Consider the following 23,123-nt stretch of genomic DNA (forward strand, 5'->3'; position numbering starts at 1 on the left):
ACAGTTCATCCTGCGGCTTCACTATTACGGAATCCAGCCCATTTAAAGTTTGCTGTTCGCAAAGTGCTGGATTCTCTGGCTGAATTTACGCATTCTCACGGACTTTGCAGCAAGTGCAAAGTCCTGATAAGCTCATCAAAGACATTCAGCAGAGTCCGTTTAAAGGGCTTGGCCATCCTGAGCCATTATCTGAAAATCTGGCTGGATGGTGGAGCCGACGTATTGATGAGAAAAACCGAATTGTCTATAAAACCATAGAAAACAATTCTATTATCCTTTCATGCAAAGATCATTACACTGACAAATAACCGATACCCCGGACACTGCTCTGGGGTATTTCTTTTTCCTGCGCAAAATACCCGCCAATCTCTTCCTCCGCCGCTCGGACTGCTTCCTTTCCCCGCAAAATCTGCTCTTCTGTCTTCCCTGCCTTCTCCAGACGCTTGATCTCATCCCACTTCCTCACCAATTCCCCGTTCTCGTCCACAAACCCGCAGCCAAATACATGGGGATGGCGGCGTATCATCTTGCGGCTGATTCCCTCTATCACATCTTCTAGGGAAAACAGACCCTTTTCTTCTGCGATACGGCTCTCCAGGAGTATCACCATCAGCAAATCCCCCAGCTCTTCGCAGAGGTTCTCCGCATCCCCTGTTTTTTCATAGAGATGAACGCCCGCCGCTGTCTCGGCCATTTCATCAAAAAGACAAGGCAGCAGGCTCGAAAGAGTCTGCGCCCTGTCCCACGGACATTCCTGCCGCAGCTTTGCTATGATTTCTCTAAAATCAGCAAAGCTGTGGCTTTCGTCCATATTAAAGCATTTCATTGATCATATCCAGAACCTTCTGTCCCAGTGCGGCTGATTTCGCATCCGCATCCTCCAGGGAGGTTCCCTTGATTCCGTAGTAGAACTTAACCTTCGGCTCTGTTCCGGACGGCCTTACGCACAGCCATGCGTCGTCTTCCAAATCAAAATACAAAACGTTAGAACTTGGAAGCCCTGTTGCCGTCACCTCTCCCGTCTCCAGATTTTTGACTGTATCCTTCTTGTAATCTCTAAAAGAAGTCACTTTGTAGGCCCCAATCTGTGTCGGCGGCTCGTTCCGGAGTGTTTCAAGTATCTGCTGGATTTTCTCAAGCCCTTCGATTCCTTTCAGGGTAATCGCTTTCACATCATCCTTGAAATAGCCGTATTTCTCATACATATCAATCAGCGCGTCCCACAAAGTCTTTCCCTGGGTTTTGTAGTAAGCTGCCGCCTCGCACAGCGCCATCGTTGCCACGATAGCATCCTTATCGCGCGCGTGGGTTCCTATCAGGCAGCCGTAGCTCTCCTCAAACCCGAACAGATATGTGCCTTTCCCGCTCTTCTCAAACCCTAAAATCTGCTGTCCGATAAACTTAAACCCTGTGAGCACTTCGATGAAACGCAGGCCGTATGCGCGTGCAATCACGCCCGCCATATTCGAAGACACGATCGTACTTACTACGGCGCCGTCCTCCGGAAGCCCTGCCGCAGCCTTCCTCTGGCTCAGCTCGTACTCTTCCAGAAGGCAGCCGGACATATTTCCTGTCATGCTCCGGTATTCTCCGCTTTTTGTATCTTTCACGTAAACGCCCAGACGGTCTGCATCAGGGTCTGTCGCCAGCACCAGGTCTGCATCCACTTCCTTTGCCAGAGCAAGCCCCAGCGCAAACGCTTCCTCAGCCTCCGGGTTCGGATAACTTACCGTTGGAAATTCTCCGTCCGGAAGTTCCTGTTCCTTTACTACATAGACATTCTCAAATCCAAGCTCTTTCAGCACACGCCTTGCAGGGATATTTCCCGTACCGTGCAGCGGAGAATATACAATCTTTAAGTCTTTCCCAACTTCCTTAATCGCATCCCAGTGAATCACCTGGCTCTTCAATGCTTCCATATAGCTGTCGTCGATTTCCTGTCCGATCACAACATAAAGACCTGCCGCTTTTGCAGCCTCTTTTTCCATCGTCTTTACTGCGGCATAGTCCGTCACCTTGCGGACTTCTGCCATGATTCCGGTGTCATGAGGCGGGGTAATCTGCGCGCCGTCTTCCCAGTACACCTTGTATCCGTTATATTCAGGCGGATTATGACTGGCAGTGATGTTGATTCCTGCCGTACACTTTAAAGTACGTACTGCGAATGAAAGTTCCGGCGTAGGACGCAGGGATTCAAATACATACGCTTTAATTCCGTTTGCTGCCAGGCAAAGAGCCGCCTCATCGGCAAATTCCGGGGACATACGCCTGGAGTCATACGCAATGGCCACTCCCTTGTCCTTTGCGCCCACAGACATAATATAATTTGCCAATCCCTGGGTAGCTTTCCGAACCGTATACATATTCATACGGTTTGTGCCCGCCCCAATAATCCCGCGAAGCCCCGCCGTACCGAACTCCAGGTCTGCGTAAAAACGTTCCTTGATTTCCTTTTCATCATCTGCGATATTTCTCAGCTCTTCTTTCGTCGCATTGTCAAAATATGGATTTGCAAGCCACTCTTCATACACTTTTTTATAGTCCGTCATAATAACCTCCTCATTATTATAGTCGGGATTATTATAACATCCTGTATTTCAGAAATCCAGTGTTTTCAGAAATGCATTCATTTTTTGCTGTTGGGAAATGAGCATCCTCAGCTTTTCTACACTTTTTCCAGGTATCCAGGCTTTATTATGGTTATAATAATGGTTCGCCAGCTTCCAGAATTTCTCCGGATATGCCAGGCGTATTCTCAGATACTCCCTTTCCCGGCGTCCCAGGGCGACCATTTTATCGTACTCCTCTACCATTGCCATGCCAAGCTTTATATCCCAATCCTGCTTCTCCAGAATTTTACGCAGAAATTGGTATAAATCTCCAGTCTGCACATCGTAACGGCACTTTCCAAAATTTGTGGTCGCCGTCCCCTTTTTTGTATTCAAAACCTGATGCTGGTTGTAATCCCCATGACAGAGCCTCCCCTGTTTCATCGCCTCCTCATACATTTCCCCATACGCTGAATCCGTAAGCTCTCTCTGCGCTTCCTGCGCCTGTTCAAAAAACATGGAATAGCTGTTCAAAAAGCAGCTTTCAAACTCACTTTTCCGCCTCCGTCCGCGCATATAGTTCCAGGCTCTCTTAATCTCCCGGTTCCGCGCCGCGTACTCTTCATCCAGCCGATCTCCCGCATAAGTTTCCGCATCCTCTTCCTGCGGAAGCCAGAGCAGCCTGTGGAGATTCGCCAGATTCCGCACAGCAGCAAGGATGTCTCCTTCATTCTTCGTGTCACATTCTTTTCCCTCGAACCAGTCCTTTACAATATATACCGTCTCGTCCCGATCCTTCGTCACCAATTCTCCCTCAGCATTTTCCACCGTGCGGTCTACCAGGGCATACCCCTGTTCTCTGAGATAATCCAGAGCCCTGTTCTGAAAACGCAGGCGCTTTGCAGAACCATAAAACTCTGCTATCAGCTTCAGCCCCCGGTCTGTCTCGCAGATAAAGGAGCCTCGTCCCCGCCTGGTGCCCAACACCTTCAAATCGTACTGTTCAAGTACCTTCAATCCCCGTTCATTCACTCCAATCCCTCCACTCGACGGTTGTTAGCGTTCAGCCTAAACTATGATGCATCTAAACGCTAACCGACTATTCCCTCTATCCTATGTCCACACCAAAGGGTTTAGAACCTGTATGAAAGTAAGCTGCCGTTCATGGTGAGAATGCGTAAATTCAGCCAGAAAATCCAGCCCTTTGCGATCAGCAAACTTTAAATGGGCTGGATTCCATAACAGTGAAGCCGTAGGCTGAACTGTTACCAACTTACAAAAAAAGCCGTGAAAATACTTGACATTTTCCCATACAACGGCTATACTCAAAAAGTATTAGGATTAATTGGATGTAAAATGATTCACTAGTTATTAGAGATTATACTCCACATCTGTAATCTGTAATAACTGGTGGATTTTTTTATGTAATTCCAAATATCAAAAAAAATGGAGGTACCGGTATGAATAAGGGTACGGTAAAATGGTTTAATGCAGAAAAAGGTTATGGTTTTATCACAGGTGAGGATGGAGCAGACGTATTTGTACATTTCTCAGCTATCCAGGGTGAAGGCTTCAAGTCTCTTGACGAAGGTCAGGCAGTTACCTATGATTTAACAGAGGGTGCACGCGGAATGCAGGCAGCTAATGTTGTAAAGCTTTAATTGATACACCTGAAAAGCAAGCTGCCAGGTCAGACTGCTCATATAGGAGTATCAATCAAAATGAAGGTGTCTGTTGCGCAGCACACTGAAAAAGACAGGTAAGGGACGTTAAAAGATTTGTTTCCTGCCTGTCTTTTTGTATTTCATAAAGTGTTTGCACAGAGTTGACAAATACCATTCGAAAACCTAGACTATTAGAGAAAAACAAGGAGTGAAAAAATGAAAAAGAAATTTTTATGCCTGTTGCTGGCCTTCAGCCTGTGTGCAAATTCCGTTCCGGTTATGGGAGCCGGGACAAAACAGAGCACCTCCCTATGTACCTCTGTTTATACGGGCAGCAATGCGGAAGCACAAAGCTACCTTAGAGCCGCTTCCCCCATTAAGTCCTACCTGTCTCCATGTACAGATAGCTCTATAATGCGCGTACAATACGCCCCTTCTATAAAAGGGCTTCTTGTAGAATACTACGACTCTGCTTATCATCTGAAAAACTCCAGGATCATCCCCGAAGAACTTCCCCTTTTTGGCGGATTTTATGAGACAGATACCGGCTACTTTGTAGTAACCGGCCAGGAAAACCCGAAAGAGGATGACGCCCTGGAAGTATTCCGCATCACAAAGTATGACAAACAATGGAATAAAATAAAGTCCGCGAGCCTTTCCTCCTGCAATACCACGATTCCTTTCCGTTCCGGTTCGCTCCGCATGGACGCCTGCGGAAAATATCTCCTAATCCGAACCAGCCACCAGATGTACGCCGACCCGGACGGCCGGAATCACCAGGCAAATGCAACGATAGAACTGGATATGGAAACGATGACTGTTACCGACTCTTATATGGACGTCATGAACTCCAGCGTCGGCTATGTCAGCCATTCCTTTAACCAATTTATCAAAGTAGAGGATAACCATATCGTCGCGGTTGACCACGGAGATGCGTACCCCCGCTCCATCACGCTGATAAAATACGCGACAGATGCCTCCACAGGGTCATTTACCCCTGACTCTTTCCTTACCCCCTGTACAGTAACACGGGTTATGGACTTCCCCGGCGAGATCGGAAACAACTATACAGGCGCCGCAGTCGGCGGCTTTGAAATCTCCGGCTCGTCCTATCTGATTGCCGGAAATTCCGTCATCCAGGACGAAAAAAACCTCGAGCGGGGCACGCGGAATGTCTTTGTAGCGGCTGTAGATAAAGAGACTTCCGAAGTAACTGTCACCTGGCTGACCTCTTATACGGAAGGCGACAGCACTACCCGCACCCCCCACCTTGTAAAGACAAAAGACGGGCGCTATTATGTGCTCTGGTCAAGAAGCGGAAAAGTATATTATACAGAAATTGACGGAGACGGACGCCAGAAAAGCCCGCTCTATGTTTATAACGGAAACCTGTCAGACTGCGCGCCCACTGAAATCAACGGCAAACTTATATGGTATGTCTGGCACGAACAGACCCTTGTATTTTACGATATTAACCTGGAAAATCCCTCTCAGATGAACACAAATGCATTTACCAGGGTTCCCCCTTCCGACAGCAAACCGGCAGAAGTGAAAGCGGGGCAGACCAGACGGATATCCGGCATAGATTACCGCGTTACCAAATCCGGAACCGATAAACAGGCAGAAGTACAGGCAAAACGGGTTGTCTCCAAAAAGAAAAGTATCCAGATAGCAGATACCGTAAAAATCGCCGGGGTAACATGCAAAGTCACCTCCATCGCCGCGAAAGCCTGCGAAAAAAATCAGACGATCACTTCCGTAAGCATCGGGAAAAACGTGCGGACGATTGGAAAAAATGCGTTCTACCGATGTAAAAAGCTCAAAAAAATCACGGTAAAATCCAAAGTTTTAAAGAAAGTAAAAGAAAAAGCGATTCAAGGAATCCACAAAAAAGCTGTCATTAAAGCGCCCAAAAAGCAGCTGAAAAAATACAAAAAGCTGTTTTCAAAGAAAGCCGGATTCCGCAAGGGTATGAAAGTAAAAAAATAAGTATATGCAGACTGCAGTAAAAAACACCGGGCAGCAAAAGCCCGGTGTCTTTTATGAAAATAAAATAAAAAACGCCAAAACCACAATTCCCAGGACAATCCGATACCATCCGAAAACTTTGAAATCATGCCTGCGGATATACCCCATCAAAAAGCGTATCACCACAAGGGAAGTCACAAAGGCCACCGTCATTCCGACCAGCAAAATCATCAATTCGGGCACGGAAAAAGCAAACCCGAATTTTACGATTTTCAGTAGGCTAGCCCCAAACATCACAGGGACAGCCAGGAAAAACGTATACTCCGCCGCCACCGTACGGGAAAGCCCCAGCATGATGCCTCCCAGTATCGTAGCCCCCGAGCGGGACGTACCGGGAAATACCGCCGCGATTAGCTGGAACATCCCTATCCAGAAAGCCGTCTGCCAGGTAATTTCTCCGACAGAATTTACGCCGGCCGGCTTCCCGTCGTTACGGTTTTCAATCCATAGAAATGCCACGCCAAAAAGAATCAGCATCACTGCCACAGTCTGGTAATTATAAAACCACGCGTCAAGCTGCTCTTCAAATAGAATCCCCACCACCGCCGCAGGCAGACAGGAAACCACGATTTTCAGCCACATCTGAAAAATATCTATTTTTACAAAAGGTTTTTCTTTCAGCGAAAAGGGAAAAAGACGTTCCCAGTAAAGCAGCACTACCGCCAGAATCGCCCCCAGCTGGATAACTACCAGAAACATGGATAAAAATTCTGCCGGCACATCCAGCTTAATCAACTCATCCAGTATAATCATATGCCCCGTGCTGCTGATTGGGAGCCACTCCGTTACCCCCTCCACGATACCAAACAGAACTGCTTTTAAAAACTCTATGATGTCCATACGTACATGCCCCTTTCTTTGTATCCATCTTATGCATTGGAGGTGCATTTCAGCACTGCTAAATGCACCTCCGCCCTGTTCTATTTTTTTATTACCTTCACTTTTTTGTCCAGCTTCGCTTTTTTCAGATATTTCTTATATGCCGCCAGCTTTTTCTTCGGCGCTTTTATCTTTGCTTTCTCCGGAATGTTTTTGAATGCGTTCTTCCCCACACTCTTCAATTTAGAAGAATTTATGATAATATTCTTTAATTTCCTGCATCCGCTGAAGCTTTCTTTTCCAATCTTTACAATATTCTTTTCTATTATGACTTTCTTAAGCTTTTTATTGCCCCGGAACGCCTTATCTGCAATAGCCGTTACTTTAAAGATATAACCGTCTATTTTCACTTCCTCTGGAATCACTATGGATGTATGTATCTTTTTCAGGGGCTTCATTACCATAACGGTTCCTGTACTGCCCGCTGTCGCCGTTACCTTATAGGCCAGTTTGGCGTCCTTATGAATTCTCCCTTTGACTGGCAGCGGAACTGGCTTTTGCGGCTGAGGCTGAGGGTGCGGCTGAGGCTGAGGGTGCGGCTGAGGCTGAGGGTGCGGCTGAGGTTTTTCATCCTGCTGGCCATCTCCCGGCTGCGGTATGGGTGGCGGTACCGGGCGCAGAATCAGTCCCCCTTCCGCACGCACAAGCTCTGCACATACCGCGTCTATTTTTTCCTGGGATATCCCCTCCCTGGCAAGGATACTTTTAGCATTCGCAAATGCCCTCTGAAACGCCTGCCAGGAGTCCGGGGTATAGTGCGTATTCCCTTCGTCGATTTTAATTCGGCAGGTTTCAAAAACCCTCTGCAGTTCCGCTTTATCCCCGTTCTCCACGGGCACAGTCATGCCAAACCCTATTTCCGCGGCAGACGCCCATCCATTCTTGCCTTCTTCTGCCGTAAATTTCAAATAGCGCGCCCGAACCGGGGAAAATACAGCTTTTTTCTGTAAACTGTCAGCTTCCCATTCGCCGGAAATGATAATGTCCGGATATGTTTCCCCATCTGTCCCCATAGAAAGAGTATACCTTGAAATATTCCCATTTCCTTCGCCGGCGTCCTGCCTTGGAAGATAAACCAGACTGTTAATCTCGTACTCCGCTCCCATATCGATCATGATAGAAGCTGGAAGCTCTTTCTTCGACGGTGTGTGCTGAGAGTGCCAGCGCGTTCCCGGATTTCCGTCAAATGCAAGACTGGCTGGGCCTTCCGTTCCATTTCCGGTCAAAGCATTTTCATTATCGGATGCAATTACAAAATTGTCTGTCGGAACCAGCGTTTCAACATTCTCCACATCGGCAACCCGGACGTTATCAATCAGCCCCTTCACCGCATTTGTTCCGGAGCCAATCCGCTGCAGCGGCAGCGCCAGGGAAGAATAGCCAATATTTTCTTTCTTTACCTGTCCATTGTAGATATATTTTCCTTTTGCATTTGCTGTAAATTCACCGTCCACATAAAGAGAAGTATGCTGCGCCCCCGTCTCAATCCTTATTTCCTTCTTCCCCGGTGTGAGCACGTAGTCAAACTCATAGCTATACAGTTCCCTCGTGAATCCCAGTTTCTTATTTTCTGTAATGCGGATATCGTGCGTTCCATACGCCGCATCCGCCTCAAACAGAATCTGCCCCGGCTTTACTTCCTCCAAATCTATGGTGAAAGACAAACTTTTCGCGTTTGTGCTTCCCAGGGTTGTCAATGGCGTCTGCGCATAGCTTTCACCACCGCTCAGCTTCAGCGCCGTATTTCCATCTGTCTGCACAGCAGCGGCATTTTTCAGCTCTGTCAAATCTCTTCCCATAAGGGTATTGTCCAGCTCCGGGCACGTATCAAAATCATACTCTGCATAAATCCCATCATCTGATTCCTGCTCCCCATAGGGGTTCGTGTTCGGCGCGATAGAAAGCCTTTTGGCCAGCCCGTCAATCGCCTCCACGCTTCCTTTTTCCTGCCCGTTTGCCCACGTCTTTTCCGCATAAAACGGCAATGCGTCAAAAAAGCGCGCGAATAAATCTTCCTCACTCAATCCCGTCGCGTGAGTATCAAGCTGCTCGTCCTGCCAGAGCGCGAACGCGCCGCCCAGAATCTGCTTATCTCCCGCCGGAAGCGCCACATCGGAGCCATTTGCCCGGCGCACTACATTAGGCGCAAAGCTGTTGTAAACCAGATTTTTATTAATATAGTCCTGATACGCCCCTCTGCCTGTCCCCCCGCTTGGCACCATGTATCCGTAAGTGTCCAGGGTGTTAATCAAATCAAAGCCCAGATTGTACATCTCCAGCCCGTCAGCCCAGTCCTTAGACCAGAGATTAATCTGGCTTCCTTTGACTGCCTCCGGCAAAATTTCTGTCTTATTATCCACAATCCTCGTCAGCCCGCCCCACAGACGCACAGGATTCGTCTGCTTAATATGGCACAGAATCTCGTTCATAAATTCCCGGTATGCCGTGGCGTCCGCCATAAACTCATCCGCTCCTACATGGATTACCGTATTCTCATCAAATGTCCTGTCCTCAATATACTCATCAAAAATCGTTTTGATAAACGCTACAACCTCCGGCCTCGTCACATCCAGATGATCTACCAGGGAACGCCGTGAATTGTTCGGCGTCCAGCCATTCACCGCATATTCCCGGAATATGCCCGTAATCGCCATAGCATGTGCCGGAACGTCAATTTCCGGTACGATATTCATCCCCATTTTGCGGCATTCCTGTATAAAGCTGCCAAACTCCTCTTTTGTATAATGATAATCTGCCGACGCAATAGATGTTCCGTCCTTTGCCACATCCGACTCCAGACGGTATCCTGAATACGCCGCAAATGCATCTGTCGGATCGGGATCGTCCTCGTCATAATAATCTTCCAGGAAAATCAGGTTATCATTCAAATGCACCTGCAAGTCATTCATCTTATACCATGCCATGTTTTTTGCCACATCTTTCAGCATATCCATAGAAACTGCCTTACGCGCCACATCAAATACAAAACTGCGCACAGCATATTTAGGATAATCCCTTATCTGTCCCTGCGGCATGGAAATCCCATCCTCACTCAGCTTTATCATCTGAAGGATGCTCCTTGTCGCCCAGTATACCCCCGCCGTGTGAATTCCTTCTGTAACGGCTGCTCCGCCAATTTCCATAGCGTAGCCTTCTTCCCCGAGCATCGTGTCCCCACTGCCAAGAGTAAAGAAGAAATCGCCCGCTTTCGCCGAATCCTCCGTTCCCTGAACCACGGAAAGCTTTTTCCCGGTAATATCCTCCAAATCCTTCCGAAACTCCTCTCCTATATCGCGCAGTTCTTCCGAGCCAAGCACAATTTTCGAAGATTCATTCATCCGGAATTTCCCGTTACTGTCACTGTACCACTCTGCAATCTCCGGGATAACCTGCGGCTTTTCATTTCCTCTTCCTGCTTCATGCAGCCCCGGAATCGTCAATGCTTTCTCCATAGGATTCCCGTCCGCATCTTTGAATGCCAGCTTCACTTCCTTCGCTGTCAAGGGCTGATGCACTGACAAATCGTCCGCCACCACCTGTTCGAAATCCGCGCCGCTAAAAACAACCCCCTCCGGCGCTTCTACAACTACTTTGTTTGACTCTGCATGATAACTCACGCTCACTGTCGATACATCAGCCGCGGCCGCCCCGGGAAGCGTTATCCCTGAAAATGCCATAACTGCACACAGTGCTGCTGTCCCTGCCCTCTTTCTTATTCCCATACTCTTCTCCTTTCTCTCTATACAGCGAAAGCCCCTGACGGGGCAACTCGCTTTTCCGTGATACGCTGCTTAGTGCCGCCGGCTTGCGTCCACGTATTTTTTAATATTCGAAGCATTTACGTATTTCTTCGCCTGGTGTCCGTCTACTACTACCAGAGTCGGCGCCTGCATGATTCCATATTTCATGGCCAGCTCCTGATTTTCCTCCGCGTCGATCACCCGGCACGGCTCGCCTTTCAGCATTTCCTTTGCTATCTGGCAGTTGGGGCATGTCTTCGTGGTAAACAGATACTTCTTACTCTCTACCGGCTCAATCTTCACATCTTCCTTCGATACCGTGACAATGCTGCTGTGTACTTTTTTCAGGCATGAATTTCCGATATCATAGAGCTGGCGGTTGTTATACTCCTGAGCCTTACCGTCATTCCAGTTCTGAACCGGACGGTAATACCCCGTGATACGGCTGTAAACTTCCGCCGTCTCCCCGCAGGTCGGGCAGGTAAAATGCTCTCCCGTGATATAGCCGTGCTTCTTACACACAGAATACGTCGGTGACAGCGTATAATACGGCAGTTTATAATTCTCCGCAATCTTCCTGACCAGATTTGCCGCCGCCTTCCAGTCGGGAAGTTTCTCGCCTAAAAACGCATGGAACACAGTTCCCGACGTATACAGCGTCTGCAGTTCATCCTGAATATCCAGCGCGTCAAAAATATCGGACGTAAATTCTACCGGGAGATGGGAACTGTTCGTATAATACGGGGTATCCCCTTCCCTGCCTGCTGTCCGGATATCAGCCCACCTCTGCCTGTCATGCTTCGCCAGGCGGTATGTGGTGGACTCTGCCGGAGTCGCCTCAAGGTTGTAGAGATCTCCGTACTCCTCCTGATACATAACCAGACGCTCCCTCATATGGTTGAGCACTTCCTTAGCAAAAGTCTGCGTCTCCGCATGTGTCAAGTCTTTCCTGAGCCACACGGCATTCAGCCCCACTTCATTCATGCCAATCAGCCCAATCGTGGAAAAATGACTGTCAAAACTTCCCAGATAACGTTTCGTATACGGATACAGTCCTTCGTCCAGAAGCTTGCTGACAACATCCCTCTTAATTTTCAGGGAACGTGCGGAAATATCCATCATATGGTCAAGCCGCTTATAAAACTCCTTCTCATTCTTGGAAAGATAGGCAATCCTCGGCAGGTTAACCGTAACCACGCCCACGCTCCCGGTGCTCTCCCCGGAACCAAAGAATCCCCCTGTTTTTTTGCGCAGTTCCCGCAAATCCAGGCGCAGGCGGCAGCACATGCTCCGCACGTCGCTTGGCTCCATATCGCTGTTGATATAGTTTGAAAAATAAGGCGTTCCATATTTTGACGTCATCTCAAAGAGCAAGCGGTTATTTTCCGTATCTGACCAGTCAAAATCCTGCGTGATGGAATAAGTCGGAATCGGATACTGAAACCCCCTTCCGTTCGCATCCCCCTCAATCATCGTTTCGATAAAAGCGCGGTTTACCATATCCATCTCTTTCTTGCAGTCTTTATAGCAGAAGTCCATCGGCTTTCCGCCCACGATTGCCGGAAGCTCCGCCAGATCATCCGGCACCGTCCAGTCAAGCGTAATATTCGAAAACGGCGCCTGCGTCCCCCACCGGCTCGGTGTGTTTACCCCATAGATAAAAGACTCGATGCACTTCTTCACTTCCTGATACGAAAGATTGTCTGCCTTTACAAAAGGCGCCAGATAGGTGTCAAAGGAAGAAAACGCCTGTGCCCCCGCCCACTCATTCTGCATAATTCCGAGGAAATTCACCATCTGGTTGCAGAGCACGGAAAGATGTTTGGCGGGCGCTGAAGTAATTTTCCCCTCAATGCCTCCCAGCCCTTCTGTAATCAGCTGCTTTAACGACCAGCCCGCGCAATACCCGGTAAGCATGGACAAGTCGTGGATATGGATATCCGCATTCCTGTGGGCGTCTGCAATCTCTTCATCATAAATTTCTGAAAGCCAGTAGTTGGCGGTCACCGCGCCGGAATTGCTCAGAATCAGCCCTCCCACGGAATAAGTCACGGTAGAATTTTCCTTAACACGCCAGTCCTCTACCTTTACATAGCTGTTTACAATCTCCTTATAATCCAGAATTGTAGACTTCATATTCCTGATTTTTTCTCTCTGTTTCCGGTACAGGATATATGCCTTGGCTACATCAGCGTATCCGGTCTGAACCAGCACCTCCTCTACGCTGTCCTGGATGCTCTCCACGTCAATCAGCTCATTCTTAATCTTCGGCTGGAAATCCGCCGTCACCCGCAGAGCAAGAAGCCCCGTCATATCTCCGTTATACTGCTTCTCCGTGGCGTCAAATGCCTTGGCAATTGCATCGGAAATCTTCTCCAGATTAAATTCCGCGACTTCTCCGTCTCTTTTTACTACTTTGAACATACCGCTTCTCCTTCCATGCGAAACATATCGTATGCGCCCCAAATGCGCGCTTAATATTTTCTTCATTTGTCACAGCCGTCCAGCCCGGCTGAATCGGCACGTTCTATTCTAACAGAGATATATTACAGCGTCAACACAAAAAGCACTACATATATGACAATTTTGTTTCGCCATTACAAAATGTAGTGTTTTTATGAATAAATGAGACATATTATGAATACCACGCCGCATCCTTACAGCGCCACAGTTCCATAAATCTCCACAGGCACGTACGCTTTCACATAGATGCCCTCGGGGCGGTATTCCTCCTCCAGAAGCTGCCCGTGCTTTCTTATAAGCTGGATAAGCCCTGCCTGCCCGTAAGGATAAAGCCGTTCAATCAGGATACTGCGCTCCCGGAGAAGCTTTTCCAGAAGAGACTTCATCTCCTCCAGCCCCTCCCCTGTTTTTGCGGAAATCTTCAGACAGTAATCTGCTTTAAAGTCTCGCAGGTTTTCCTTTTCCGCTATTCTGTCTTGTTTGTTAAACAGCGTCACCATCGTCTTGTCCTTCACGCCCAGATTCGCCAGCGTCTGATAGACCACATACATCTGCTTTTCCATCTGCGGGTTCGATGCGTCCACCACATGAAGAATAATATCGGCATACTTCGCTTCTTCCAGGGTACTGCGGAACGCCTCTATCAAATGATGAGGCAGTTTGCGTATAAATCCTACCGTATCCGTAAGCAGAATCTGCGCTCCCCCTTCCATCTCCAGCATCCGCGTTGTGGGATCCAGAGTTGCAAACAGTTTATCCTCCTGCAGAACTCCCGCCCCTGTCAGAGTATTTAAAAGAGTCGACTTTCCTGCATTGGTATAACCCACGATAGCCGCCACCGGAGCCTTATTCTTACTCCGCTTTGCCCTTGTTACTTCCCGGTGGCGCTTCACGTCAGCCAGCTCCCGGTTCAGCTGGGCAATACGATCCTTAATCAGACGTCTGTCCATTTCCAGTTTCTTCTCACCCGGTCCTCTCGTCCCGATGCCGCCCCCCAGCCTGGAAAGGGAATCCCGCAGCCCTACCAGACGCGCCTGACGGTACTTCAGCTGAGCAAGCTCCACCTGTATTTTTCCTTCATTGGTGCTCGCCCGCGCCGCAAAAATATCCAGGATAATCAGCGTCCTGTCCATAACCTTCATATCCAGCTCCTGCTCCAGATTCCGAAGCTGCGCCGGGGACAATTCATCATCACACACGATTCCCGTGGCGTCCAGCATATCTGCCATCGCCCGCAGCTCCTCGATTTTTCCTTTGCCGATATAGGTTCCCGGATGAATGGCCTCTCTGTTCTGAATCAGGCTTCCCACCGTCTCTGCGCCCGCTGTGCGCGCCAGCTCTGCCAGCTCCTGCAGGGACTCTTCCGTATCTTCCCCATTGTTTTCCTGGACTCCCACCAGGATAACTCGCTCTTCTATCTCTTTCAGCTCAAATGCTTCCATCTGCGCCTCCTTCCTGTTAACGGTTCAAAAGAAACTCATACTCTTTCCGTCCCGCCTCGTCCGCAGGATATTTTTCCATATAAATCTCAGCCTTCATCTTCGCTGCCGTAAATTCTCCTTTGTGTTCATAGGCCACAATCTCATTATAGAGCAAAGATTGTTTTCCCTGTTCCGTATCCATCGCCAATCCCTTTGCCACAGCGGCAAGCGCTGCGTCATAGTCCTGCTGCGCCATTTTTGCCAGGACAATCCCATTGTACGCTTCGATACTCTCGCCGATTTCCGCAAGATACTGCTCATACATCTTGACCGAACGCGCAGGGTCTTCTACTGCCAGATAAATCTTCCCCATCAGGAGCAGCGCCTCCCCATTCTTTTCTTCCAAAAGCCCGGCAAGCTGCGCGCCCGCCTCCTCATAGTTTTCCAGATTGTAATAAATCCTGGCTTTATAATAAGCATCCTCCTGCTTTCCGCTCTCAGCCTGAAGCGCCTGCTGAAGATACTCCGCCCCCTTCGCCGACTGCTTCTTTTCTTTATAACTCTCGTAAATATTCAGATATATATCATAATCTTCAGGCGCGGCCTGCACCGCCAGATCAAAGTTCATCTGCGCCGCCTCTTCATCGCCCTTCTCCAGATAGCATGTTCCTGTCAGATAAAGCGCATCCCCCTCCTGGGCAATGTCCAGAATTTCCTTGCACACCCCAATCGTCCCGTCATAATCCTGCTGCCGGTACAGCGCCGCCGCCTTATAATACAAAATATCCTTTCTGTTGTCCTCCTGCTTCTCATCCGTCTCATGGAGCGCCGCGTCAAAGCTCCGGACTGCCTGTTCATATTCGCCCATCCCCATATACGCCATACCCGCACCCCTGTACGCCCGGAGCAAATCTCCTTCTTCGGCAATCTCCGCTTCAAAAGACGCCAGCGCGCCCTTATAATCACCTTTTTCAACAGCCTCCATCCCAATTTCCACCTCGGTAAGCTCTCTCTCGCCTTTCTGGCATCCTGCCAGCAAAAAAGCCATAAGGAATACTGCCGCTGTCTTTCTGTATCTTCTTCTATTCCCATATCCATTCCTGATACTGCTTTCCATGTCATCCCCCCTTTTCATACCGCGGGCTTAGCCCATTTAGGCTTAGTATAGCGAATCCCCGCAGAAAATACAATCTTTACATTCGTCAAACAGAATCTCCTTTTCCTTCTACTGAAACTCCGCCCGGCATCTTTTTAAAAATCCGCGCAAGCGCCAAAACTGCCACGGCAGCTAAAATTAACTCTGCCGTAAACTGGGCATACGTAAGCCCGTAGAGCGGAAACAGCATGTCCAGAATATACAGCGCCGGGATTTCAAAAACGATTTTCCGCAAAATGGCAAAAACAAACGCCCAGCTCCCCATACCGCACGCCTGGAAAACTCCCACTGCCAGAAAATCAATAGCCAGGAACGGAAGCGATAAAGAAAGACCCTGCAGGAAGCGTCCCCCATATGCGACAATCTCTTCATTTTTCATAAACAGCGACGTCCAAAAGTCCGCCCCCATATAATAAACTAGCGTGGTAGCCGCCATAAAAACGGCCGATATCTTCACTGAAAACAGCACCGCCTCTTTCATCCGCCTGCCATTTCCGCTGGCGTAATTGTAACTCACCAGAGGCATGATTCCCTGTGACAGACCCAGTGCAATATAAAGCGGCACCATGTTGATTTTCTGTGCGATTCCCATCGCCGCCACCACGTCCGAGCCATAGCCGGAAGTAAAATTATTCAGAATCGTCATTCCCGTTACATTCAGGATATTCTGTATCGCCGCGGGGATACCCACGCCGCACACCCCCAGCAGAATTTTCTTCCGGAACCCGAACATAGACGGACGGATACAGACGCTGGTACTTTTCTTCTTTACAAACAAAAACACAAAGAAATAGAGGCAGGCGAAACAGTTCGAAAGGAACGTCGCAAATCCCGCTCCCGCCGCTCCCATATCCAGTCCCCACGGAAGGATAAAAATGGGATCCAGCACAATATTCAGCAGACACCCGCTCATCGTGCCGATGCTGGCATGAAGAGTAGCCCCCTCAGAACGCACCAGATACGCCATCACTACATTTAAGATTGCCGGGACTGCCCCGAAGCTGACCGTCCACTTTAAGTATTCCACAGTCGCGGCTACTGTCTCCGCATCTGTACCCAGCAGTTTTAGGAACAGGCTGCTGCCCCCCGTATAAACTGCCGAAAACAAAATCCCGCACAGCAGGGCGCAGTAGAACCCGAACGCCGAGCTGCGTGCAACCGTATCATAATCTTTCTTTCCCAGAGCGCGGCTCATCATACTTGAGCTTCCCACCCCGAACAGATTGTTTACCGCATTAAATGCCAGCAGTACGGGAGCCGCGAGCGTGACTGCTGCATTTTGTATCGGGTCGTTTACCATCCCCACAAAAAAAGTGTCCGAAAGATTGTAAATCACCATCACCAGGGAGCTGATAACCGTAGGAACCGCCAGTTTCACAACCGCCGCCGGGACAGGTTTCTGCTCAAAAAGCTGTATTTTCGTCTCATCTGCCATATGCTGCATACATCCTTCCTTTATATTGAAAATCTCAAATTTTTTTAAGTATAGCATATCTGCATACTATTTTATATACTTTTCTTGGATACGCGTAACAGTTCAGCCTTCGGCTTTACTGTTACGGATACGCACATAGATTAAATTTAAATATTGACAAAGCAAACCGAAACGTGTAGATTAGATATAGATATCGTAAACAATATCGTTGATTCGGTAGGTGAGGCTACCGCAGGGATATGGACTGCTGCCGCGAAGCTGTGGAGACACAACGAGAAGGTCAGCAGGTGACGTCGTAGAAGGCGTTACCTAATGCAGTTTCACGCCCTGTGATGCTAAAGCTTGAACGGTCTGCGGATTTTTTTATGCGCACCACTGTTCAGGCAGTGGTTTTTTATTTGACTTTTTAAAAATTCTTTGAAAGGAGGCAGTTTTATGGACGCAGACAGTTGCAGTAGCGGCACGGCAAAGGTTCCTTTATGCGGCAGATGTACACCTATGTGTCCGTTTGGCTGCTGATTTCTCTATACGGTTCTTTTGTTGTGTCTTTACTCACTATCTGTACTTTTCCGTTTTTCCGGTAAAGTATATACAGAAAATATAAATAGGAGGAAAGACCAATGACCGATGCTTTTGAAACCCTCAAAAAAAGTATCAAATCGCTGGCAGAGGAGAAGAAGTATGCAACGCTCCGTGATATCCTCACTACAATGAACGCCGCTGATGTGGCTTCTCTGTTTGAAGATATTCCCGAGGAAACAGTTCCTCTTCTATACCGCCTGCTCCCTAAGGAGCTTGCTGCCGATACTTTTGTTGAAATGGAACCCGACACACAGCATATGCTGATTAAAGGGTTCTCCGATAACGAACTGAAAGAAGTCGTAGATGAGCTCTACGTCGATGATGCCGTTGACCTCGTAGAAGAAATGCCTGCCAATGTAGTAAAGCGCATTCTTATCCAGGCAGACGCAGAAAAGCGCAAGATGATTAATACCATCCTGCAGTACCCTGACGACTCTGCCGGCAGCATCATGACTACAGAGTTTGTAGAACTGCGCCCAAAAATGACCGCGGAAGAAGCCATCCTGCATCTCCGCCGCAGCGGCATTAATAAGGAGACGATTAACAACTGCTATATCTGCGCAAAAGGCAGGCAGCTTATGGGCGTCGTGACTATCCGCGACTTGATTATGGCAAGTTCTGAAGAAACGATGGAAGATTTGATGGAAGAAAATATCATTTCCGTATCTACCCTGGAGGATCAGGAGACCGTTGCCCGGCAGTTCTCCAAGTATGGATTCCTGGCTATGCCCGTGGTTGACCGTGAAGAACGTCTGGTGGGCATTGTCACTATTGACGATGTGCTGGACGTCATGGAAGAGGAAACCACCGAAGATATTGAAAAGATGGCGGCTATCGTCCCGGCAGATAAACCATACCTGAAACAGACCACCTTCGACCTCTGGAAAAGCCGTATGCCCTGGCTGCTGCTCCTGATGATTTCCGCGACTTTTACCGGATTTATCATTACCAGCTTCGAAGACGCCCTGTCAAAATATGTTGTCCTGACTGCCTACATCCCCATGCTGATGGATACCGGGGGAAACTCAGGAAGCCAGGCATCCGTAACCGTAATCCGCGGAATTTCTTTGAAAGAAGTAGAGTTCCGTGATATTTTCCGCGTCATCTGGAAGGAAGTCCGTGTAGCCTTACTCTGTGGGCTTACCCTCGCTGTGTGCAATTTCGGAAAACTGCTGCTGGTCGACCACCTGACGATACTGGTGGCATTCACCATCTGCCTGACGCTGTTTGTCACAATCTTCTGTGCAAAGGTTGTAGGCTGTACCCTGCCGCTGATTGCATCCCGGCTCGGATTCGACCCGGCTGTTATGGCAAGCCCGTTTATCACCACGATTGTAGATGCGATCTCACTGCTGGTTTACTTCCAGTTTGCCACACGCCTGCTGGGATTGGGGTAAATGCCTCTGGACAGCAGACCTCCAAAGTGTTATGATAGGCTGACCCTGGACACTCTCTTAAAAGGAGGTACAAATTTATGATTCGAAGTTTATTAAAGCCGTTGTCGTTTCTTCCGGCGCTGCTGCTTATGTATATGATTTTCTCCTTTTCCGCCCAGCCGGGGGAGGTTTCCTCACAGATAAGCTACAAAGCCAGCTACAAAATCATCGAGGCTGCCGACTACATTTTCGATGCGAACCTAGAAGAATGGCAGATTGCAGAATGGGCAGATAAAATCCATTTCATCACACGGAAACTGGCACATATGGCTGAATACTTTGCCCTTGCCGTGGCTGTGGCTTTCCCACTTTATGTATACGGCCTGCATGGCTTTCTGCTGATGCTGACGGCAGGTTTCATCTGCGTAGCTTTTGCCTGCGGAGACGAATATCATCAGTCCCTGGTAGCAGGGCGCAGCCCTTCCGCAAAAGATGTATGCATCGACAGCATAGGAATCTTCTTTGGAATCCTTCTGGTGCGCATCGTCGGATGGACAGGACGGAAAACCATTTTCCGCCCGAAAAAGAATCAGAAAATGCGCGGAAAGAAAAAGCGGTTTAAAGATACTCCCGGATACGATGACGAATATCCTGACGCACCATATCCACCCCGGCCTTACAGACAGGGTGGATATCCAGCGCCTCCTTACCGGGAACCGGAAGGATATCGGCAGCCGCCTTATGCCCCGGATGGTTATGCGGACACTCCCTGGCGGCAGCCAGAGACTTATCGCGAACCGCCTTATCAGCCGCATGATAGCTGCCGTAAGCCTTCTTCTTACCGACAGCAGGAGAGCTATCATGAATCGCCCTATTCGCCGCAGAATGACTATCATGACTTACCCCGCCGGCAGCAAAACGGCTACTCATCATCACATGGTACACAGGATGATTACTGGCAGCGTCCGGAACGGACTTATCAGGAATCAGAAGAGGAATGGCTTGACGAAGAAGCCATCGATATCGACAGCCCCCGGGATGAAACCTATTCCCCAAACTGGCAGGACCCTACACGGGCAAATGACTGGGGAATCGACGAGCAGCCGCCCCGTTCTCCACAGCCGCCGCAGACAGCGCCCCCCAAAAGGCGCAGGCGGGTTAAGAGAGAAAAGGACTGGTTTTTTGATATGTAGAGAAAATCCCCTGCATTTTCGCCTTAAACAACGAAAATGCAGGGGATTATTTATGAAAACACCTGCTCTAACCCCATTTTGCGGACATAATCTATCCATTCATAAATATCCTCAATATCATACAGCAGTTTACCGCCCTTATCTTTTGCTTTTCTCAATGCCAGAGTCATAAGCGCATATTCATTTTCCAGTGAAGTATCAAATACTCCCTGGTCGTCTGTATTAATTGATACGTTCAAGGACTCATTCGGCTGAACTGGCTTCAGCTTTCTTGAATTAAACCGCAGGATTGGATGTTCCTCATATTTTGTGATAGTTCCTATCAAATAGTTTGATGAAGGGTTTGTTTCAATTCCAATCCCTCTGTGTACCAATTGCTGAATCATTTTATCCTGGATCTGACATATAAGCGCCTCATACCGCTGGTCTACCTTTAATTCTATCCTCTCATCTCCAATCTCCCGCACCTTCTGATGGTAATGATAGGCAAAATACAGTTCCCTGCAGGATTCTATTTTTCTGATATGGTTACTGACCCTGTCATTGAACTCATATCTGTCAAACCTGAGCAGCGGCGTTTGTTCTAGCCTTTTTAAAAACTCCTGTTTCTCCAGACGATATACCTGCGGATTGTCCCCTCTAAGTTTCCAGCTCTGATAATATTCTGCCACAGACGCCTTAAACTTACCCCTCACATGTTCCCGGTAAATCTCATCGTACAAACTGCAATACTTTTCTTTAAGCTCTGCCTTCAGACGGTTCTCTATGATGCAGCCCGTCTCTTCCGCTTTGCTTAACAGCCAGGCAATGTCATCCAGCAAAAGCTGTTTCGGCATTACCAGCTTATGCCCTTTATCTTTATAGTACTCGCCGGGATTTATCCCCATGGCAAGGCCGTGCCCAATCCTGCTTCCCCTTTTTAAGCCACAAAACAAAAGGGTTTCATCTATTGCCCGCAGTCCATCTACAATATCAAAAAAATCCTCTCCCGCATGATACGTAGCATGCAGCTTCGTTCTCACTTCCTCCCTGTCATGCCGCCGGCGCGTTCCTTTCCCGCGCGAAAATTCCAAATCCAATAGATACCGGAATGCCTGGGCAAATACCTCTGGCCTGCAATGGATTTCACTGGAACACGTATCAATTCCCCTGATTTTTCCATTCACATCTGTTTCTTTTTCCAACAGTGATGCAATACTCCTGGCTTTTTTTCTGGTATCCGCCCTCACATTATGGTTTCTAGGCAAACCTGCACAGAATTCTTTGTCTCTTTGTTTGGGAAAATGCAATACATAGATAACCTTTTCTGCCTGCTTTTCATCTAATCGTTTTTCCTTCTCTTTACTTCTGTCAGAATTCCCGTTCACAATTCCCTGATTCTTCTTAATAGCATCATACAGCTTTAAAGCGCTCTTTTTGGGACATATACGCGCCTCCAGGGAAACTATATTCTGGCTTCCCAGCGTTCCATTTAAAGCCAGCCGGATCAGCTCATCCTCATATTCCTTCTGCCCTTCAATAAAAATCTCCTTTCTGTCCTGATATCTGCTGAAATTCTCAAATCCCACCTGCCTGTTTACCTGAATCAATTCCCCCCGAAAATGGGTACGAATAGAGAGATACACATAAAACAGATTTTTTTCATAAGCACAAAAATCCCCGGAAACACACGCCTTGTAACATTCATACAAAAATCGGCGTTCGCCTGCCAACAAATAATTCTCTCTCTGATTGCAGTCTATCATATCCTTTTCAAACGCATAGTCCAAAATATATTTGTCCTCCACCCGCGCGCCATAAGCATGTTTTGCCAGGACTATAGCATCCTGGATCTCTCCCACCAACAGCTCTGTCGGGATATTGCCATTTGTCTTTTCTATAATTTTTAAAACTATCTTTTTTAATCCTTCATTCCCTTTTACGACTGCAAACAGATATACCCTGTAAAGCGCTGCTCTCTGGCACTCCGCATAAAAGTTCTCCTGTTTCCCTTCCTTCCTGACCCTGTCCGCCTGATGAATCTGCAGAGCGCCGGGAATCTTCCTGAAATCATGCCATCTCCCATCAATCAGATTCATCACACATATCCAATTCAGCTCAAACACCTTTGTAGAACCCGTTAGATGAAAATGGTTTTCTGCCATCCCCTGTTCCAAAATATTATGTAACCGGCTGTTATCGCTGCGTATAATTGGCTGCCATGAAAAACTTTTGCAACGATATCCCCACTCTAAATCATGCGCTGCCAAAAATGCACAGGTAAAAAAGTCCTGCCCCAATTGAAAGGATATCTCCCTCCACCGCAGCATCTCGTCAAATTTACATGCAATCTCACTCCCGTCATATGTGAGCACCCTCTTTGCAATTCCCATAATAAACCAGAAAACATTCGGCTTCCCTTCTGGATTTTGCTTCATATCCTGGACTAATTTCAGATAATGATTCCGTCTTTCGTCTTCCGAATAGTTCGAAAAGACACTTTGGGCATACTGCATGTACAGTTCTTCCGAAACTTTGCCATAATCGTGCCGTCCCCCGCCTATGGATTGCCTGGCTGAAATTTTATTATATGGAATTTTCAAAAATAATATCTCCAAGCTCCCTTTTTCGATATCCATATATGCTCCTCTTTTCGTG

15 protein-coding genes and 1 riboswitch are annotated in these 23,123 nt (G+C 48.1%); of the genes, 5 read left to right on the top strand and 10 right to left on the bottom strand.

Going from position 1 to position 23,123, the window contains the following annotated elements; all coding sequences use genetic code 11:
* Positions 1-113: 113 nt before the first annotated feature.
* Positions 114-308 (top strand): Txe/YoeB family addiction module toxin, encoded by a 195-nt coding sequence (locus tag NFR99_RS01595; RefSeq protein WP_243126491.1) that lies wholly within the window; start codon positions 114-116, stop codon positions 306-308.
* Here the strand turns inward: NFR99_RS01595 and NFR99_RS01600 are convergent.
* From NFR99_RS01600 to NFR99_RS01610, 3 genes are read right to left on the bottom strand one after another with little or no spacing between them, the layout of a single operon-like run.
* Entirely contained in the window at positions 293-826 is a 534-nt protein-coding gene (locus NFR99_RS01600) for a MazG nucleotide pyrophosphohydrolase domain-containing protein (RefSeq protein WP_251352381.1), read from the bottom strand. The genes NFR99_RS01595 and NFR99_RS01600 overlap by 16 nt on opposite strands.
* Positions 813-2,549, bottom strand: coding sequence for a phospho-sugar mutase (locus tag NFR99_RS01605; RefSeq protein ID WP_251352384.1), 1,737 nt, complete (start codon positions 2,547-2,549; stop codon positions 813-815). The genes NFR99_RS01600 and NFR99_RS01605 overlap by 14 nt, the downstream gene beginning before the upstream one ends.
* A gap of 48 nt (positions 2,550-2,597) precedes the next feature.
* The gene (locus NFR99_RS01610) at positions 2,598-3,581 is read right to left on the bottom strand and encodes a CotS family spore coat protein (RefSeq protein WP_251352386.1); all 984 of its coding nucleotides are present in this window, start codon (positions 3,579-3,581) and stop codon (positions 2,598-2,600) included.
* A 428-nt stretch (positions 3,582-4,009) separates the two neighbouring features.
* Between NFR99_RS01610 and NFR99_RS01615 the strand changes: the two genes are divergently transcribed.
* The gene (locus NFR99_RS01615; RefSeq protein ID WP_022171257.1) at positions 4,010-4,210 is read left to right on the top strand and encodes a cold-shock protein; all 201 of its coding nucleotides are present in this window, start codon (positions 4,010-4,012) and stop codon (positions 4,208-4,210) included.
* Between the two features lie 219 nt (positions 4,211-4,429).
* Positions 4,430-6,202: a leucine-rich repeat protein gene (locus tag NFR99_RS01620; protein ID WP_120480891.1), complete on the top strand. Its 1,773-nt coding sequence runs from the start codon at positions 4,430-4,432 to the stop codon at positions 6,200-6,202.
* 51 nt (positions 6,203-6,253) lie between these two features.
* Here the strand turns inward: NFR99_RS01620 and NFR99_RS01625 are convergent, their stop codons facing one another.
* The 6 genes from NFR99_RS01625 to NFR99_RS01650 form a co-directional block, all read right to left on the bottom strand.
* Positions 6,254-7,081 (bottom strand): undecaprenyl-diphosphate phosphatase, encoded by an 828-nt coding sequence (locus NFR99_RS01625; protein WP_251352388.1) that lies wholly within the window; start codon positions 7,079-7,081, stop codon positions 6,254-6,256.
* A gap of 80 nt (positions 7,082-7,161) precedes the next feature.
* The gene (locus NFR99_RS01630; protein ID WP_251352390.1) at positions 7,162-10,842 is read right to left on the bottom strand and encodes a discoidin domain-containing protein; all 3,681 of its coding nucleotides are present in this window, start codon (positions 10,840-10,842) and stop codon (positions 7,162-7,164) included.
* A gap of 69 nt (positions 10,843-10,911) precedes the next feature.
* Positions 10,912-13,284 carry a ribonucleoside triphosphate reductase gene (locus NFR99_RS01635; protein WP_251352392.1) on the bottom strand — a complete coding sequence of 791 codons (2,373 nt, stop codon included), beginning with the start codon at positions 13,282-13,284 and terminating at the stop codon, positions 10,912-10,914.
* 233 nt (positions 13,285-13,517) lie between these two features.
* On the bottom strand, positions 13,518-14,765 hold the full coding sequence (gene hflX, locus NFR99_RS01640) for a GTPase HflX (protein WP_120480895.1): 1,248 nt from the start codon (positions 14,763-14,765) through the stop codon (positions 13,518-13,520).
* Between the two features lie 16 nt (positions 14,766-14,781).
* Positions 14,782-15,861, bottom strand: coding sequence for a tetratricopeptide repeat protein (locus NFR99_RS01645; RefSeq protein ID WP_251352394.1), 1,080 nt, complete (start codon positions 15,859-15,861; stop codon positions 14,782-14,784).
* Positions 15,862-15,946: 85 nt separating this feature from the next.
* On the bottom strand, positions 15,947-17,335 hold the full coding sequence (locus NFR99_RS01650) for an MATE family efflux transporter (protein WP_120480897.1): 1,389 nt from the start codon (positions 17,333-17,335) through the stop codon (positions 15,947-15,949).
* Between the two features lie 205 nt (positions 17,336-17,540).
* A riboswitch (M-box (ykoK) riboswitch) is annotated at positions 17,541-17,700 on the top strand.
* Positions 17,701-17,955: 255 nt separating this feature from the next.
* Between NFR99_RS01650 and mgtE the strand changes: the two genes are divergently transcribed.
* Both mgtE and NFR99_RS15335 read left to right on the top strand, forming a co-directional pair.
* Positions 17,956-19,314 (top strand): magnesium transporter, encoded by a 1,359-nt coding sequence (mgtE, locus tag NFR99_RS01655; RefSeq protein ID WP_120480898.1) that lies wholly within the window; start codon positions 17,956-17,958, stop codon positions 19,312-19,314.
* 77 nt (positions 19,315-19,391) lie between these two features.
* Positions 19,392-20,486 (top strand): VanZ family protein, encoded by a 1,095-nt coding sequence (locus NFR99_RS15335; RefSeq protein ID WP_135975499.1) that lies wholly within the window; start codon positions 19,392-19,394, stop codon positions 20,484-20,486.
* A gap of 50 nt (positions 20,487-20,536) precedes the next feature.
* On the opposite strand, the gene NFR99_RS01665 is transcribed toward NFR99_RS15335, so the two are convergent.
* Positions 20,537-23,104: an amidohydrolase family protein gene (locus NFR99_RS01665; protein ID WP_251352396.1), complete on the bottom strand. Its 2,568-nt coding sequence runs from the start codon at positions 23,102-23,104 to the stop codon at positions 20,537-20,539.
* Positions 23,105-23,123 lie beyond the last annotated feature (19 nt).

It is taken from the genome of Hominisplanchenecus murintestinalis, from assembly GCF_943193015.1.
Lineage (GTDB): Bacteria > Bacillota > Clostridia > Lachnospirales > Lachnospiraceae > Hominisplanchenecus_A > Hominisplanchenecus_A murintestinalis.